The 14895-nt window shown below is 74.2% G+C and carries 15 protein-coding genes and 1 tRNA gene; 7 read left to right on the plus strand and 9 right to left on the minus strand.

What is annotated here, in order from left to right:
• Positions 1–11: 11 nt before the first annotated feature.
• The 6 genes from IE271_RS03970 to IE271_RS03995 form a co-directional block, all read right to left on the minus strand.
• Positions 12–1250, minus strand: a complete 1239-nt coding sequence (locus tag IE271_RS03970; protein WP_190188732.1) for an HD domain-containing protein — start codon at positions 1248–1250, stop codon at positions 12–14.
• Complete coding sequence (locus IE271_RS03975; RefSeq protein ID WP_190188733.1) at positions 1247–2626, minus strand: HD-GYP domain-containing protein; 1380 nt, start codon at positions 2624–2626, stop codon at positions 1247–1249. Before IE271_RS03975 ends, IE271_RS03970 begins: the two co-directional genes overlap by 4 nt.
• Positions 2627–2920: 294 nt before the next feature.
• The gene (rsrA, locus tag IE271_RS03980) at positions 2921–3223 is read right to left on the minus strand and encodes a mycothiol system anti-sigma-R factor (RefSeq protein ID WP_190188734.1); all 303 of its coding nucleotides are present in this window, start codon (positions 3221–3223) and stop codon (positions 2921–2923) included.
• The gene (sigR, locus tag IE271_RS03985; protein ID WP_190188735.1) at positions 3220–3891 is read right to left on the minus strand and encodes an RNA polymerase sigma factor SigR; all 672 of its coding nucleotides are present in this window, start codon (positions 3889–3891) and stop codon (positions 3220–3222) included. Before sigR ends, rsrA begins: the two co-directional genes overlap by 4 nt.
• A gap of 287 nt (positions 3892–4178) precedes the next feature.
• On the minus strand, positions 4179–4868 hold the full coding sequence (locus IE271_RS03990) for an alpha/beta hydrolase family protein (RefSeq protein ID WP_373308701.1): 690 nt from the start codon (positions 4866–4868) through the stop codon (positions 4179–4181).
• A 1-nt stretch (position 4869) separates the two neighbouring features.
• Entirely contained in the window at positions 4870–5685 is an 816-nt protein-coding gene (locus tag IE271_RS03995; protein WP_190188736.1) for an SOS response-associated peptidase, read from the minus strand.
• Positions 5686–5789: 104 nt separating this feature from the next.
• Here IE271_RS03995 and IE271_RS04000 point away from each other — a divergent pair, with 104 nt between their 5' ends.
• The 4 genes from IE271_RS04000 (at position 5790) to IE271_RS04015 (ending at position 9776) form a co-directional block, all read left to right on the plus strand.
• Positions 5790–6512 carry a M50 family metallopeptidase gene (locus IE271_RS04000; protein WP_190188737.1) on the plus strand — a complete coding sequence of 241 codons (723 nt, stop codon included), beginning with the start codon at positions 5790–5792 and terminating at the stop codon, positions 6510–6512.
• A gap of 468 nt (positions 6513–6980) precedes the next feature.
• Positions 6981–8297, plus strand: a complete 1317-nt coding sequence (gene aroA / locus IE271_RS04005; protein WP_190188738.1) for a 3-phosphoshikimate 1-carboxyvinyltransferase — start codon at positions 6981–6983, stop codon at positions 8295–8297.
• A gap of 17 nt (positions 8298–8314) precedes the next feature.
• Positions 8315–9325 carry a ribosome small subunit-dependent GTPase A gene (gene rsgA / locus IE271_RS04010; protein WP_190188739.1) on the plus strand — a complete coding sequence of 337 codons (1011 nt, stop codon included), beginning with the start codon at positions 8315–8317 and terminating at the stop codon, positions 9323–9325.
• Between the two features lie 127 nt (positions 9326–9452).
• Positions 9453–9776, plus strand: coding sequence for a DMT family transporter (locus IE271_RS04015; RefSeq protein ID WP_190188740.1), 324 nt, complete (start codon positions 9453–9455; stop codon positions 9774–9776).
• 40 nt (positions 9777–9816) lie between these two features.
• On the opposite strand, the gene IE271_RS04020 is transcribed toward IE271_RS04015, so the two are convergent.
• Entirely contained in the window at positions 9817–10431 is a 615-nt protein-coding gene (locus IE271_RS04020; RefSeq protein ID WP_190188741.1) for a TetR/AcrR family transcriptional regulator, read from the minus strand.
• Between the two features lie 228 nt (positions 10432–10659).
• Between IE271_RS04020 and hisN the strand changes: the two genes are divergently transcribed.
• Complete coding sequence (gene hisN / locus IE271_RS04025; protein WP_190188742.1) at positions 10660–11469, plus strand: histidinol-phosphatase; 810 nt, start codon at positions 10660–10662, stop codon at positions 11467–11469.
• A 366-nt stretch (positions 11470–11835) separates the two neighbouring features.
• Complete coding sequence (locus IE271_RS04030; protein ID WP_190188743.1) at positions 11836–12228, plus strand: CBS domain-containing protein; 393 nt, start codon at positions 11836–11838, stop codon at positions 12226–12228.
• 140 nt (positions 12229–12368) lie between these two features.
• Here the strand turns inward: IE271_RS04030 and IE271_RS04035 are convergent, their stop codons facing one another.
• The gene (locus IE271_RS04035) at positions 12369–13820 is read right to left on the minus strand and encodes a catalase (protein ID WP_229919125.1); all 1452 of its coding nucleotides are present in this window, start codon (positions 13818–13820) and stop codon (positions 12369–12371) included.
• 141 nt (positions 13821–13961) lie between these two features.
• Here IE271_RS04035 and IE271_RS04040 point away from each other — a divergent pair, with 141 nt between their 5' ends.
• On the plus strand, positions 13962–14378 hold the full coding sequence (locus IE271_RS04040; RefSeq protein WP_190188745.1) for a Fur family transcriptional regulator: 417 nt from the start codon (positions 13962–13964) through the stop codon (positions 14376–14378).
• A gap of 198 nt (positions 14379–14576) precedes the next feature.
• On the opposite strand, the gene IE271_RS04045 is transcribed toward IE271_RS04040, so the two are convergent.
• Positions 14577–14650: transfer RNA gene (locus IE271_RS04045), tRNA-Met, on the minus strand.
• Positions 14651–14895 lie beyond the last annotated feature (245 nt).

Here is a 14895-nt window from a genome sequence, read left to right on the forward strand (position 1 = left end):
TTACCCATGGGTTACCCCGTCCGGGGCAGGGTCAGACCGCCCCGCGCCACCACGCGGGCCAGCGACTCCACGACCTCCGGCTGGTAGTCGCGGGCGGTGGCCAGGCGCAGCTCCTCCAGCGCGCGCAGCGATCCGGCGGGCCCGGCGGCCCGCGCCTTCTCCTCGTAGGCGTTGACGGCCCGCACGACACGGGCGCTGACCGGCTGCTCGCGGTAGGGGTCGGCCTGCCGCTCCACCACCACGGCGACCTCGGCGTCCACCCCGGTCTGGCGCACCACCGCCCCGCCGAGCAGGGCGATCCGCCGCTGCCGCGCCGGATCGAGGGCGGCGGTGGCGCCCTCGGGCACGGGATCGACCAGTGAGAGCTGCCCGATGTCGTGCATCAGCGCCGCGTACTCCAGGACGGTCAGCTCGGGCTCGGACAGGCCCAGGTCGCGTCCGACGGCCCGGCTGAGCGCGGCCACGCGGTGGGCGTGGCCCGCGGGCGTGTACCCGGCGATCTCGGTGGCCCGCGCGAGGGAGGCGATGGTCTGCCGGTAGGTGGCGCGCACGGCCGTGCAGCGCCGGAAGGCCAGCTGGGTGAGGAGCAGCGGCAGGGAGAACAGGGGCAGGGCCCACAGCCCGGCCACGGCGACGGCCGGGGCCATCACGGCTCCGGTCGCGCACACCGCGGACCCGATGCCGAGCACGGCCCGCAGCTCGTCGCGGAGCAGCGGGCCGAGGGGCCAGCCGGTGCGGGCGCGCGCCAGGACGGCGGCGAGCAGGGCGTCGCACAGCACGGTGAGCGCGAGCAGGGCGACGAGGAACACGGCGTACCAGGGGCCGTCCTCCCGCGGCAGCGCGCCGCGCGCGTGCAGGGGCTGGAAGCAGAACGCGGCGAACGCGGTGGTCAGCACGCGCCGGGCCAGATGGTCGGCGCAGGGCCCGCGGCCCGAGGAGACGTGCGGGACGCAGCCGGCGAGCGCGGCGGCGGTCACGACCGCCACGACCTGGGGGGCGCCGTGGTGCGTGGGGTGCCCGGCGTCCGCGCCGAGGAGCGCGTAGGCGAGGGCGCCGGCCGCGCCGAGGGGCGCGGCCTCGCGTCCGCCGCCGCTCCACCGGGCGAGTTCGCCGACCGCGACCAGCAGGCCGAAGGCGAGCGCGGTGCCCCGCCCGTCGACGCCGTGCCAGAGGGTGTGGGCCAGCGCGGCCGCGGCGAGCACGGCGGCGCAGCCGCGCACGAGCGCGGTGGCCGGCTCCGGCCGTGTCATGAGCCGGCCTCCGCGTGCCGGTCCCCCGCGGGCGCCTGCGGCGGCACGTTTCCGCGCGGGTCGTCGGCGGTGACGGCGGGGTGCCAGCCGTGCCGGGACAGCGCCCGCGCCAGCGCGTCGACCACGGGCGGGTCGAACTGCGTGCCCGCACACCGCCGCAGTTCCTCCAGGGCGGCGGCGACCGGCCGGGCGCGGCGGTAGGAGCGCGTGGAGGTCATCGCGTCGAAGGCGTCGGCGACGGCCACCACGCGGGCGAACTCCGGGATCTGCCGGCCCTTCAGCCCGTACGGGTAGCCGCTGCCGTCGAGCCGCTCGTGGTGGTGCAGGATCGCCGCCCGCGCCTCGTCGAGGAAGCCGATGCCGCGCACCATCTCGTGCCCGTACTCGGGGTGCAGCTCCACGATCCGCCGCTCCTCGGGGGTGAGCGGGCCGTCCTTGCGCAGCAGCCGGGTGGGCACGCCGAGCTTGCCGACGTCGTGCAGGATGCCCGCGAAGCGCAGCGCCTCGGCCCGCTCGTCGGCCATGCCCAGCTCCCGGGCGATCATCACGGACGCCCGGCCGACCCGCTCGCTGTGCCCGCGCGTGTAGCCGTCCTTGATGTCGACGGCCTGCACGAGCGCGCGGATGGTGGCCTGGTGGGCGGCGCGCTCGCGGTGGTACTGGGCGGACATCCAGTAGGTGACGCACATCGGCAGCAGCACGAGCAGCGCGGCGAGCGGGCCGTACGGGCTGCGCCACAGCACGGCCATCATCAGCCCGGCGAGGCCGTGGACGGCGACGGGGCCGAGCGAGCGCGCGAACAGCCCGCGCCAGGCCGCGCGCGCCGGGACGCGCTCGGCGGTCGCGAGGATGCCGCCGTCCAGCAGGGCCAGCACGGCGCAGAAGGCGAGCACGCCGGCCCCGGCGGGCAGCAGCGCGTAGGGGAAGTCCGGGGCGACGACCGCGTCCCGGCCGCCGAGGGCCCCGTGCGCCCGGGACGCCGCCCAGGTGGCGAGGGCGAGCTGGGCCGTCCGCCACACCCGGCGCAGCGCGCGCGGCCGGTGCTCGACGCGGGCGAGCAGCGCCCCCGGCACCGCCACGAGGGCGGCGGCCGGTGGCGGCAGCAGGAAGGCCCCGGCCAGCAGGACGGGGAAGAAGGTGCCCATGCTCGTGGCGGTCCGGCGGCCCGGGGGGCGGCCGCCCCACCGCGGCCGGTGGTGGGGCACGCGCAGCCGGTGGTGGGGCACGCTGATGTGCTCACAGCCGGCGTAGAGGACGGTGAACAGGGCGACCGTCGGCCAGGGCGTGCGGGCGCCGGGCAGCGGGGCCAGGCAGCAGAGCGCGCCGAGGACGGCGCAGGCGACCCAGCCGAGGGCCCGCGGCGGAACCGACCCCATGCGCGCCCCCTCCCCGAGCCCGTGCGCCACGGGCCGGATAGGGCCCGTACGGCTTCCGGAGACTATTGCGGGGCGCGGGGCACGCGGGCGGCAATACGGGGATTACCGGGGGCGCACCGACGGTGATTCGCACGTTCGGGTGACGGCGGACCGGAGCGGGCGGACCCGGTGGGCGCGCCGGGGCGGGAGCGGGGTGGTGCCGGGGCGGACGCCGGGGTCATGCCGAAGCGGACGTGAGGCGTCCGGCCGGAGGAACGCCGTGGCGCCCGGCACAGGGCCGGGCACCACGGGACGTCAGGACTCCTGGGGGGCCGTGGCGACGTCGTGCTCGGGCACGCTCTGCCCGGAGCGGATCAGCTCGATGCGGCCCATGACCTTGGCCCGCAGGTCGGTCGGCACGTCGTCCTGCCCGCAGCACCGCTTGACCAGCTTCTTCACGGCCTGCTCGAGCCCGTACTTCTCCAGGCACGGAGAGCACTCCTCGAAGTGCGTCTCGAACTTGGTGCAGTCGGAGTCGGGCATCTCCCGGTCCAGGAACTCGTAGAGATGGTCCAGGACCTCACTGCACTCCGTCTCGTGCGGCTCTCCGCAGCTCATGAGCCCGAGCCTTTCGTTCCGTTCGACTCTCCGGCGCCGGCCGGAACCAGCCCGCGGTCACGCGCGTAGTCCTCGAGCATGCCGCGCAGTTGACGACGGCCCCGGTGCAACCGGGACATCACCGTTCCGATGGGTGTCCCCATGATGTCCGCGATCTCCTTGTAGGCAAAGCCCTCTACGTCGGCGAGGTAGACGGCGATGCGGAATTCCTCGGGGATCGCCTGGAGCGCTTCCTTCACGTCCGAGTCCGGCAGGTGGTCGAGCGCCTGCGACTCGGCGGAGCGCAGACCGGTCGACATGTGCGACTCGGCCCGTGCGAGCTGCCAGTCCTCGATCTCCTCGGCCGCGCTGCGCTGCGGTTCGCGCTGCTTCTTGCGGTACGAGTTGATGAAGGTGTTGGTGAGGATGCGGTACAGCCACGCCTTGAGGTTGGTGCCCTCGCGGAACTGGTGGAAGGACGCGTACGCCTTCGCGTACGTCTCCTGCACCAGGTCCTCCGCGTCGGCGGGGTTGCGCGTCATGCGCAGCGCGGCCGAATACATCTGGTCGAGGTACTCCAGCGCGTCCCGCTCGAAGCGCGCGGTGCGCTCCGCGGTCGACTCCGCCCCCTCGGGCTGCTCCGACCGGCCGTTCTCGGTCCCTGCGTCGGTCCCAGCGACCGGACCCACCTCCTCCGACGACGTGACGAGACCGAGACCGGTCCCACTCGAATCGGAGGATAGACGACCTCCGGTCGGGGCGGCTTGCCGATGTGCTCCGCCCGCCGCCCGCGCCGGGGCGGTCCTCGCCGCGTGCAGCACCGTCCACTCCAGGTCAGCGGCGTTGCGGCGGTCCGGGCAGATGGTCGAACCCATGCGGCGGACTTCCTTCCGTACGACGTCGGTACCGGGTTGCCAGTACCTCTGCCCTGCACAACAGGAGGCGGCGCCTTCGCATTCCCGGCCGTCCTACGGGCTCACCCGAGTGCCGCGAGCCACTTCACCACCGCGTCAGTGATCATCGTCACGGCCTCGTCCTGTGTGACGTCCGCGCGCTTGGGCACCGCGAACCCGTGGTCCCCGTACGCCACCGCGGCCAGCTCGTACGGGCCCTGCGGGAACTCCTCGGGCCGCCCGAACGGGTCGTTGCCGCCCTGGACGACCAGCGTGGGCGCGCCGGTGCCGAGCAGTTCGGCGGCGCGGGACCGCTCCGGGCGGCCCGGCGGGTGCAGCGGGAAGGAGAGCGCGAGGACCGCGCGGGCGCCGAGCTCGCGCGCGGTGCGGCAGGCGACGCGGGCGCCGGCGCTGCGGCCGCCCGCGACGACGGGCGGGCCGGCGGCGGCGAGGGCGGGCCACACGCCGCGCCAGCCGGTGTCCAGCGTCCCCGGCGCGGGCGCGACCCTCTTCCCCGCGACCCGCCAGGGCTGTTCGACCAGGGCGACGCTCACACCGTGCGCGGGCAGCGCGGCGGCCAGTGCGCGCAGGTCACGGGCTTCGACGCCGCCGCCCGCGCCGTGGCCCAGGGCCAGCACCAGGCGCGGGGCGCCGTGCGCCGGGTGCCAGGTGATCCGGGCGGTGCCCGCGTCCGTCTCGACGGTCTCGGTGCGCGCCGCGGTCGCGGCGTTCTCGGCGGTCGCGGCGTTCTCGGCGGGATCGGTGTGGGTCACGTCAGAAGAGTGTGCCCTCTTCGGGGCCGTCGAGCTCCTTCAGCAGCTCCGGGCCGTTGTTGCGCACGTTGCTGACCGCCGTGGGGACCGGGTAGGCGCGCATCAGCCCGGCGGGCGGCGGCGCGAGCAGCGCGCGCAGCCCGTCGGTGTCGGTGCGGCGGGGGTCGAGCCAGGCGTCCCAGCGGTCGGGGGTGAGCATCAGCGGCATCCGGGGGTGGATGTCGGCGAGCGAGCGCGGCCCCTCGGCGGGCGCGACCGCCAGCGGCGAGGTCTCGGCCTCGGTGGTGACGACCGAGCAGGTCACCCACCAGGCCTGCGGGTGGTCGTCGGGCAGCGTCCGGTCCCGCCAGAACTCGTACAGGCCGGCCATGGCGAAGACCGACCCGTCGGCGGGCAGCACGAAGTAGGGCTGCTTGCGCGGCCGCTTCCGCCTCCCCTCGACCTCCAGTTCGCGCTCGGCGGCCCCGGTGACCCACTCGTAGTAGCCGTCGGCGGGGACGATGCAGCGCCGGGCGGCGAAGGCCCGCCGGTAGGAGGGCTTCTCGTGGACGGTCTCGGCGCGCGCGTTGATCATCCGGGCGGCGCCCTCGGGGGTCTTGGACCAGGCCGGCACCAGGCCCCACCTGAGTTTCCGCAGCTGGCGAACCGGACGGGGGTCGTCCGCGTCTTTCAGGGGGCGGTCGAGGACGACGTGGACCTCTTTGGTCGGTGCCACGTTGTAGTCGGGGGCCCAGGTCTCCTCCGGCTCCAGCTTTTCGATCCCGAAGACTTCCGCGAGATCCTCGGGTCCCCGACTCGCAGCAAACCGTCCGCACATACGTGCCACACTGCCAGGCCCGCCCGTCCCCGGGCCACCGCCCCCCGGCGACGAGGCGCCGCCGGGGCCTCCCCCGAACGCGAACCCGAGGAGCCCCCACCCCCATGGACAGCACCGCATCGACCTCCCTGGCGACCCTGTGGGACGAGGTCTTCGGCAGCCAGCCGGACCCGGACACCTGGGTGGTCGTCGCCACGGCGGTCGCCGCGCTCGCCGTGGTCCTGCCGCACGGCGTCTGGCGGGTGTCGCGCAACGCGATCACCATCGCCCACGAGGGCGGCCACGGCCTGGTCGCGCTGCTCACCGGCCGCAGCCTCAGCGGCATACGGCTGCACTCCGACACCAGCGGGCTGACCGTCAGCCGGGGCAGGCCCACCGGTCTCGGCATGATCCTCACCGCCGCGGCCGGCTACACCGCTCCCCCGCTGCTGGGGCTCGGCGGCGCGGCGCTGCTGGGCGCGGGTCACATCACGGCCCTGCTGTGGCTGGCGACCGCCCTGCTCCTGGCGATGCTGGTGATGATCCGCAACGCGTACGGAGTGCTGACGGTGTTCCTCGCCGGCGGCACCTTCCTGCTGGTGTCGTGGCTCGCGGGACCGCAGGTGCAGGCGGCGTTCGCGTACGCGGTGGTGTGGTTCCTGCTGCTGGGCGGGGTGCGGCCGGCCTTCGAACTGCAGGCCAAACGGCGGCGCGGTGGCGCCGGGGACTCGGACGCCGACCAGCTCTCCCGCCTCACGCACGTCCCGGCGGGCCTGTGGCTGTTCCTGTTCCACGCGGTCTCCCTGTGCGCGCTGATAGGCGGTGGCCGCTGGCTGCTGGAGGTGTAGGACGGCGCCCGCCGGGACGGGTGCGGCGGGCCCGTACGGTGGCGGGCGGCCCCCGGCCCCGGACGCCGTCCGAGGCCGGGCGGTCACCCTCTCGTGCGCCCTCCGGCGTCGGACGATCACCGTCCCGGGCGCCGTCCAGTGGTGGGTGACCGCCCTGGCGTAGGCCGTCCGGTGGCTGACGGCGGCGGTGGAGTACGCCTCCCGGCGGCACGCGGCGGCGCCGGCGTACGCCGTCCGACGGCGGACGGCCGCGGTCCGCGCCACCCGGCGGCCCGTCGCCGTGTGCGGTCCGCCACTTGTCGCCCCGGGACGGCCCGCGGCCGGCCGCTCCCGCTCGCCGGGCTCGCGACGGTGTGTCCGGAATGCCTGGTGCATATATGCACGGCACATACCAGGTCCGTGTTTCGCTGCGATTTCGCCACTTTTGATCAAGATCCGCGCCCCTCGTCAACCACTAAAGTGAGGGGCATGACCGTGAACCCCGCACACACCGCCCTCTGGCCCGCCCCGCACGCGAGCGGAGCCGTCGACGCGACGGTCCACGTGCCCGGGTCCAAGTCGGTCACCAACCGCGCCCTGGTCCTGGCCGCCCTGGCCGCCGAGCCCGGCTGGCTGCGCCGCCCGCTGCGCTCCCGCGACACCCTGCTGATGGCCGGCGCCCTGCGCGCCATGGGCGTCGGCATCGAGGAGGGCGTCGGCCCCGACGGCTCCGGCGAGGCGTGGCGGGTCATCCCCGCGGGCCTGCGCGGCCCCGCCACGGTCGACGTCGGCAACGCGGGCACGGTGATGCGCTTCCTGCCCCCGGTCGCCGCCCTCGCCGACGGCCCCGTCCGCTTCGACGGCGACCCCCGTTCGCACGAGCGGCCGCTGCACGGCGTCATCGACGCGCTGCGCGTCCTCGGCGCCCGCATCGAGGACGAGGGCCGCGGCACGCTCCCGCTGACCGTGCACGGCGGCGGCGCCCTGGAGGGCGGCGCCGTGGAGATCGACGCCTCCTCCTCGTCGCAGTTCGTCTCGGCGCTGCTGCTGTCCGGACCGCGCTTCAACCAGGGCGTCGAGGTGCGGCACACCGGCTCCACGCTGCCGTCGATGCCGCACATCCGGATGACCGTCGACATGCTGCGCGTCATCGGCGCCCAGGTGGACACCCCGGAGTCGGGCGGCGAGCCGAACGTCTGGCGGGTCACGCCCGGCGCCCTGCTCGGCCGCGACCTGACGGTGGAGCCCGACCTGTCCAACGCCCAGCCGTTCCTGGCGGCGGCCCTGGTGACCGGCGGCAAGGTCGTCATCCCCGACTGGCCCGAGCGCACCACCCAGCCGGGTGACAGACTGCGCGAGATCTTCACCGAGATGGGCGGCTCCTGCGAACTGACCGACCAGGGCCTGTCGTTCACCGGTTCGGGCGCGGTCCACGGCATCGACGTGGACCTCGGCGAGGTCGGCGAGCTGACGCCGGGCGTCGCGGCGGTCGCGGCCCTGGCCGACTCGCCCTCGACCCTGCGCGGCGTGGCCCATCTGCGGCTGCACGAGACGGACCGGCTGGCCGCCCTCACCAAGGAGATCAACGAGCTCGGCGGCGACGTCACCGAGACCGCCGACGGCCTGCACATCCGCCCGCGCCGGCTGCACGGCGGGATCTTCCACACGTACGAGGACCACCGGATGGCCACCGCGGGCGCGATCCTCGGCCTCGTGACCGAGGGCGTGGAGATCGAGAACGTGGCGACGACGGCGAAGACCCTGCCGGACTTCCCCGAGCTGTGGACCGGGATGCTCGGGGCGTAGGTAGGGACGACGACGCCATGCGCCGCTACGGCAAGCACACCGACGAGGACGACGTCCGGGTCCGTCCGAACCGCAAGGGCAACCGCCCGCGCACGCACATCCGGCCCAAGCACGAGGACGCGGCGGAGGGCATGGTCCTCACCGTCGACCGGGGCCGCCTGACCTGCCTGGTCGACGACCGGGTGATCATGGCCATGAAGGCCCGCGAGCTGGGCCGCAAGGCCGCCGTGGTGGGCGACCGGGTGGCCCTCGTCGGCGACCTGTCCGGCCGCAAGGACACCCTGGCCCGCATCGTCCGCATCGCCGAGCGCACCTCGGTGCTGCGGCGCACGGCGGACGACGACGACCCCTACGAGCGCGTGGTGGTCGCCAACGCCGACCAGCTGGCGATCGTGACCGCCCTCGCGGACCCCGAGCCCCGGCCCCGGCTGATCGACCGCTGCCTGGTCGCGGCGTTCGACGGGGGCCTGGAGCCGCTGCTGGTGCTGACCAAGTCGGACCTGGCCCCGCCGGAGAAGATCCTGGAGCTGTACGGCGCGCTGGACATCCCGTACGTGGTCACCAGCCGCGAGGAGCTGGCGGACGGCGACGCGGCGGACCGGGTGCGCGAGCACCTGGACGGCAGGATCACGGCCTTCGTCGGACACTCGGGCGTCGGCAAGACGACGCTGGTCAACGCGCTGGTCCCGGAGGAGCGGCGGCGCACGACCGGGCACGTGAACGCGGTGACGGGCCGCGGCCGGCACACCACGACGTCCGCGCTCGCGCTGCCGCTGGGCAAGGGCGAGGGCTGGGTCGTCGACACTCCGGGCGTGCGCTCCTTCGGCCTGCACCACGTCGACCCGGCGCGCGTCATCCACGCCTTCCCGGACCTGGAGCCGGGCACCGAGAACTGCCCGCGGGCCTGCAGCCACGACGAGCCCGACTGCGCGCTCGACGCGTGGGTGGAGGAGGGGCACGCCGACCCGGCGCGGCTGTACTCGCTGCGCCGGCTGCTGGCGACGCGGGAGCGGCGCGAGGGGGACTGACCGGCTCCGCCCCGATGACCTCGGGCTTGTTTGCGCCCGTCGTACCCCGGTGAATGTATGACCGCACCGATCCGGACCGGGGCCGGACGACGCGGTCACAGGGCGTGCTGAAGCGGAGGGACCTCACATGGCGTGGCTGCTGGTGGTCGTGGCCGGACTGCTCGAGACCGGCTTCGCCGTCTGCCTGAAGCTGTCGCACGGCTTCACCCGGTTGTGGCCGACGATCGCGTTCGCCGTCTTCGCCCTCGGCAGCTTCGGCCTGCTGACCCTGTCCCTGCGCAAGCTCGACGTGGGGCCCGCGTACGCGGTGTGGACGGGCATCGGCGCGGCGGGCACGGCGATCTACGGCATGGTCTTCCTCGGCGACCTGGTGTCCACCCTGAAGATCGTGTCGATCTCGTTCGTGATCATCGGGGTGATCGGGCTCCAGCTGTCGGGGTCGGCGCACTGAGCACGGCGGCACGGCCGGCGCCGGGCCCGCCGCACCCCGCTCAGCTCATCGCCCGTACGGTCGCCAGCGCGTCGCGGACCAGCGCGGAGGTCCCGTTCTCGCCCGCGGGAGCCACCACGCAGGACAGGCCGAGGCGCACCACGAACTCTCCCGCCCGGGCCAGCTCGGCCGTCTGGGCCTTGGAGCCGCCGGGCGGGGTCAGCGCGGCCACGGCCCGGTCCCGCACCAGCGCCACGAAGTCGCCCGGCGAGGGCAGCGGGCCGTCGGCGCGCCGCTGCGCGGGCACCGCGGAGGACGAGGGCACGGCCTTGAGCGTGGGCGCGGGCAGCCGGTCGCTCCAGCAGCCGGTGAGCATCGCCCGCACCAGGACGTTGCCGCGCGCCGCCGAGACGGTCCACTCCGCGGCGGCGGCCAGGCGCTCGCGCGGCTCCGTGTGGCTCGCCAGCGCCCGCTCCACGCCCGCCAGGTAGGCGTCCGCCTCGCGGCGGACGAGGGCGCGGGCGAGCCCCTCCTTGCTGCCGAACTCGTTGTAGAGGGTCTGCCGGGAGACCCCCGCCACCGCGGCCACGTCGACCATGCGCACGGCGGACCACGGACGGCGTGCGAGCGCCGTGTAGGCGGCGTCCAAGAGGGATTCCCGCGCTGCAGGCATCATGGCCTCCCTGGGGCGAGCGGCTCCGGGTGGTCAGAGTTGACGTGCACCGGGGTGCTGTCAAGGGTTCTCGGCGGCTCCGGGGCGCGCGTCGGCCATCGCGCGACGTCCTCCTCCCTTTGCGCGCGCCCCGCCCGTGAAAGGGCGGGACGGGCCGGTCGGGAGGCGGTCCGGCGAGCGTCGTGCCGGGGTGTGTGGCTCCGCACCGAGCCGGGCGGATACGGTTCCCCCATGCCCGACTATCTCGATGACCTGCGCCTGGCCCACGTCCTCGCGGACGCCGCCGACGCGGCGACGATGGACCGGTTCAAGGCCCTCGACCTCGAGGTCGAGACCAAGCCGGACATGACGCCGGTGAGCGAGGCCGACAAGGCCGCCGAGGAGCTGATCCGCGGCCAGCTCCAGCGGGCCCGGCCGCGCGACGCGATCCTCGGCGAGGAGTACGGCGTGGAGGGCACGGGGCCGCGCCGCTGGGTGGTCGACCCGATCGACGGCACGAAGAACTACGTGCGCGGCGTCCCCGTGTGGGCGACGCTGATCTCGCTCATGGAGGCAGCCGAGGGAGGCTTCCAGCCGGTGGTCGGCGTGGTGTCCGCGCCCGCCCTCGGCCGCCGCTGGTGGGCCGCGAAGGGGCACGGGGCCTACACGGGCCGCAGCCTGTCCTCGGCGTCCCGGCTCCAGGTATCGCGCGTCTCGCGCCTGGCGGACGCCTCCTTCGCGTACTCCTCGCTCACCGGCTGGGAGGAGCGCGGGCGTCTGGACGGCTTCCTCGACCTGTCGCGGAAGGTGTGGCGCACGCGCGCGTACGGCGACTTCTGGCCGTACATGATGGTGGCCGAGGGCTCGGTCGACTTCTGCGCGGAGCCGGAGCTGTCGCTGTGGGACATGGCGGCGAACGCGATCGTGGTCACCGAGGCGGGCGGTACCTTCACCGGCCTCGACGGCCGGCCCGGCCCGCACGGCGGCGACGCGGCCGCCTCCAACGGCCTCCTCCACGACGAACTCCTCGGCCACCTGGGCGGAGCGCCGCGGCAGTCCTGACGCGCGCCGGGCGGCGCACCGCCGCCCGGCGGACCGTACGGGGCGGAAGGACGGCACCCGCCGCACGCCGCGGCCGTCCCCGTCCCGCGCGCGGCCCCGCGCCGTACGCGTCCGGCCCCGTCCCGGACCGGACGCGCGCCTGCCCGTGCAGGGGACGGCGCACCCCTCCCACACCGCCGTCCGGATGTCCCGTACAAGGGACGGCTCACCCTTTCGCGCACGGCCGTCCGGATGCCCCTCACACGCCCGGAAGCCGCCGTACGCGCCCCCTTGTTGACCCGCCTCCCGGCTGCGACTCTGAGAATCCCCCACTTGTGAACTTGTGAATCCGGGCGCAAGCCGGATTCTTAGGAGGTGGCTCCGTCCATGCTCGTCCGTGACGCCATGAGCACGGTGGTCCTCACCATCGGTCCCGCCCACACGCTCCGCCAGGCCGCGGCCCTGATGTCCGCGCGCCGGGTCGGCGCGGCCGTGGTGCTCGACCCCGACACCAGCGGGCTCGGCATCCTCACCGAACGCGACATCCTCGACTCCGTCGGCCTGGGCCAGAGCCCGGACACCGAACGGGCCCACGCCCACACCACGACCGACGTCGTGTTCGCCGCGCCGTCCTGGACGCTGGAGGAGGCCGCGCAGGCCATGACGCACGGCGGCTTCCGCCATCTGATCGTGCTGGACCGCCAGGAGCCCGTCGGGGTCGTGTCGGTGCGCGACATCATCCGCTGCTGGGCCCCGGCGCGGCAGCGCGAACCCGTCTGACCCCGCCCGGACGGGCGGCGCGGCGGCAGGCGCCGCGGAACGGGAGCGCCGGGAGGACCGGGACCGGACGGCAGAGCGGGCCGGGCCCCCTTCGCAGGGGTCCCGGCCCGCTCTCCTCGACAAGCGGTCCAGTGCTGGTGTCAGCCGCGCAGGGCCTGGACCGCGGCCTCCAGCCGCTTGCCGAAGTCGGCGTCCGCCTGGCGGAAGTTGTTGATCGCGCGCTCGGCGATGTCGTCGCGCGAGACCTGGGAGATGGCACCGGCCAGGTTGCCGACCAGGCGCTCCTTCTCCTCCTCCGTCATCAGCCGGTAGAGGTTGCCCGCCTGGACGAAGTCGTTGTCCTCGGCGTGCACCGGGGTCACGGTCTCGCCGGTGACGCCGGTGACCGGGATGCCCTGCCACAGCGGGCGGCCCGTCTGGAAGGGGCCGCCGAAGCTGTTCGGCTCGTAGTTCTTCGCGCCCTTGTGGCGGCCGTCGTACAGGTGGCCGTCCCGGCCGTGGGTGTGGGCCACGGTCGCGTGCGGGCGGTTCACCGGCAGGTGGTCGGCGTTGATGCCGACGCGGTAGCGGTGGGCGTCGCCGTAGGCGAAGAGGCGGCCCTGGAGCATCTTGTCCGGGGACGGGCCGATGCCCGGCACGAAGTGCGCCGGCGAGAAGATCGACTGCTCGACCTCGGCGAAGATGTTCTCGGGGTTGCGGTTGAGCTCCAGCTTGCCGATCTCGATGACCGGGTAGTCCGCGTGCGGCCACACCTTGGTCAGGTCGAACGGGTTGAAGCGGTAGTTCGCGGCCTCGGCGGCGGGCATGATCTGCACACCGACGGTCCAGGACGGGAACTCGCCGCGCTCGATCGCCTCGCGCAGGTCGCGCTGGTGGGAGTCGGGGTCCTTGCCCGCCAGGACCTCGGCCTCCTCGGCCGTCAGGCACTTGATGCCCTGGTCGGTCTTGAAGTGGTACTTGACCCAGAAGACCTCGCCGGCCTCGTTGTTCCACTGGTAGGTGTGGGAGCCGAAGCCGTCCATGTGGCGGTAGGACGCCGGGATGCCGCGGTCACCGAACAGCCAGGTCACCTGGTGCGTCGACTCGGGCGACAGGCTCCAGAAGTCCCAGACGTTGTCCGCCTCCGTGCTGCCCGTGTACGGGTCGCGCTTCTGGGTGTGGATGAAGTCGGGGAACTTGATGGCGTCCCGGATGAAGAACACCGGGGTGTTGTTGCCGACGAGGTCGTAGTTGCCCTCCTCGGTGTAGAACTTCAGCGCGAAGCCGCGGGGGTCGCGCACCGCGTCGGCGGCGCCGAGGTTGCCGGCCACGGTCGAGAAGCGCAGGAAGGTCTCGGTCTGCTTGCCGACCTCCGAGAGGAAGGCGGCCCGCGTGTACTTCGTGACGTCGGCGGTCACCGTGAAGGTGCCGTAGGCGCCGGCGCCGCGGGCGTGCACCACGCGCTCCGGGATGCGCTCCCGGTTGAAGTGGGCGAGCTTCTCCAGGAGGTGCTGGTCCTGGACCAGGACCGGGCCGCCGACACCCGCGGTCTCACTGTTCTGGTTGTCGGCGACCGGTGCTCCGGCCTCCGTCGTGAGCGGTCCCTGCGTCACGTGCGCCTCCTGCGTCATTCTCAAATCCTGTCCCTTGGCCAAAGCCGTTTCAGATCCTACAATGGACAATGTCTAAGTCAAGTGAGCTTCCAAAGTCACACCTGTTCGGGATCACGCCCCCTTGCTGTTAGGCTGTTGAGCATGAGCGACCTGTTGGAACGGCTGCGCGACCGCGGATGGCGGATGACCGCGCAGCGGCGCGTTGTGGCCGAGGTCCTCGACGGCGAGCACGTCCATCTGACGGCCGACGAGGTGCACGCCCGCGCCGTCGTCAAGCTGCCGGAGATCTCCCGGGCCACCGTCTACAACACGCTCGGCGAGCTGGTGACGCTCGGCGAGGTGCTGGAAGTCGCCACGGACAAGCGCGCGAAGCGGTACGACCCGAACGCGCACCGCCCGCACCACCACCTGGTGTGCGCCCGGTGCGGCGCGATCCGCGACGTCCACCCGAGCGGCGACCCGCTCGCCGACCTCCCCGCCTCGGAGCGCTTCGGCTTCACGGTGTCGGACGTCGAGGTCACCTACCGCGGCGTCTGCCCGAACTGCTCGGCCGCCTGACGCCTCCCGGCCCTTCAGCACGTATCCGCAATCGGCGCGTGCGCCCTCCCGGGGCGCACCCGTCCCCCGCCCCGGTGTCCGACGGACCCGGGGCGTCGTGCTGTCCGGCGCCGGTCTCTTCCCGGCCCGCTCCCCGGATGCGGACGCGCATACGCCGGAGGCCCGGAACCTGATCGGTTCCGGGCCTCCGGCCTTCAGTAGCGGGGACAGGATTTGAACCTGCGACCTCTGGGTTATGAGCCCAGCGAGCTACCGAGCTGCTCCACCCCGCGTCGGTGAGACCGACTCTACGTCACTCGTGCGGACCAGAGCAAATCGGTGACGCCGCGGCATGACGCAGGTCATGCCCGCGACCGACTCCGGCGGCGGTCGGCCCGCCTCGCGACGGTGACTGCCGGGGGCCCGTCCCGCACCGGTGACGACCGGCGGGTCCGTCCCGCACCGGTGACGACCGGCGGGTCCGTCCCGCACCGGTGACGACCGATGGGACCGTCCCGCACCGGTGACGACCGGCGGG

The sequence above is a fragment of the Streptomyces minutiscleroticus genome (genome assembly GCF_014650875.1).
GTDB classification, from domain to species: Bacteria; Actinomycetota; Actinomycetes; order Streptomycetales; family Streptomycetaceae; genus Streptomyces; species Streptomyces minutiscleroticus.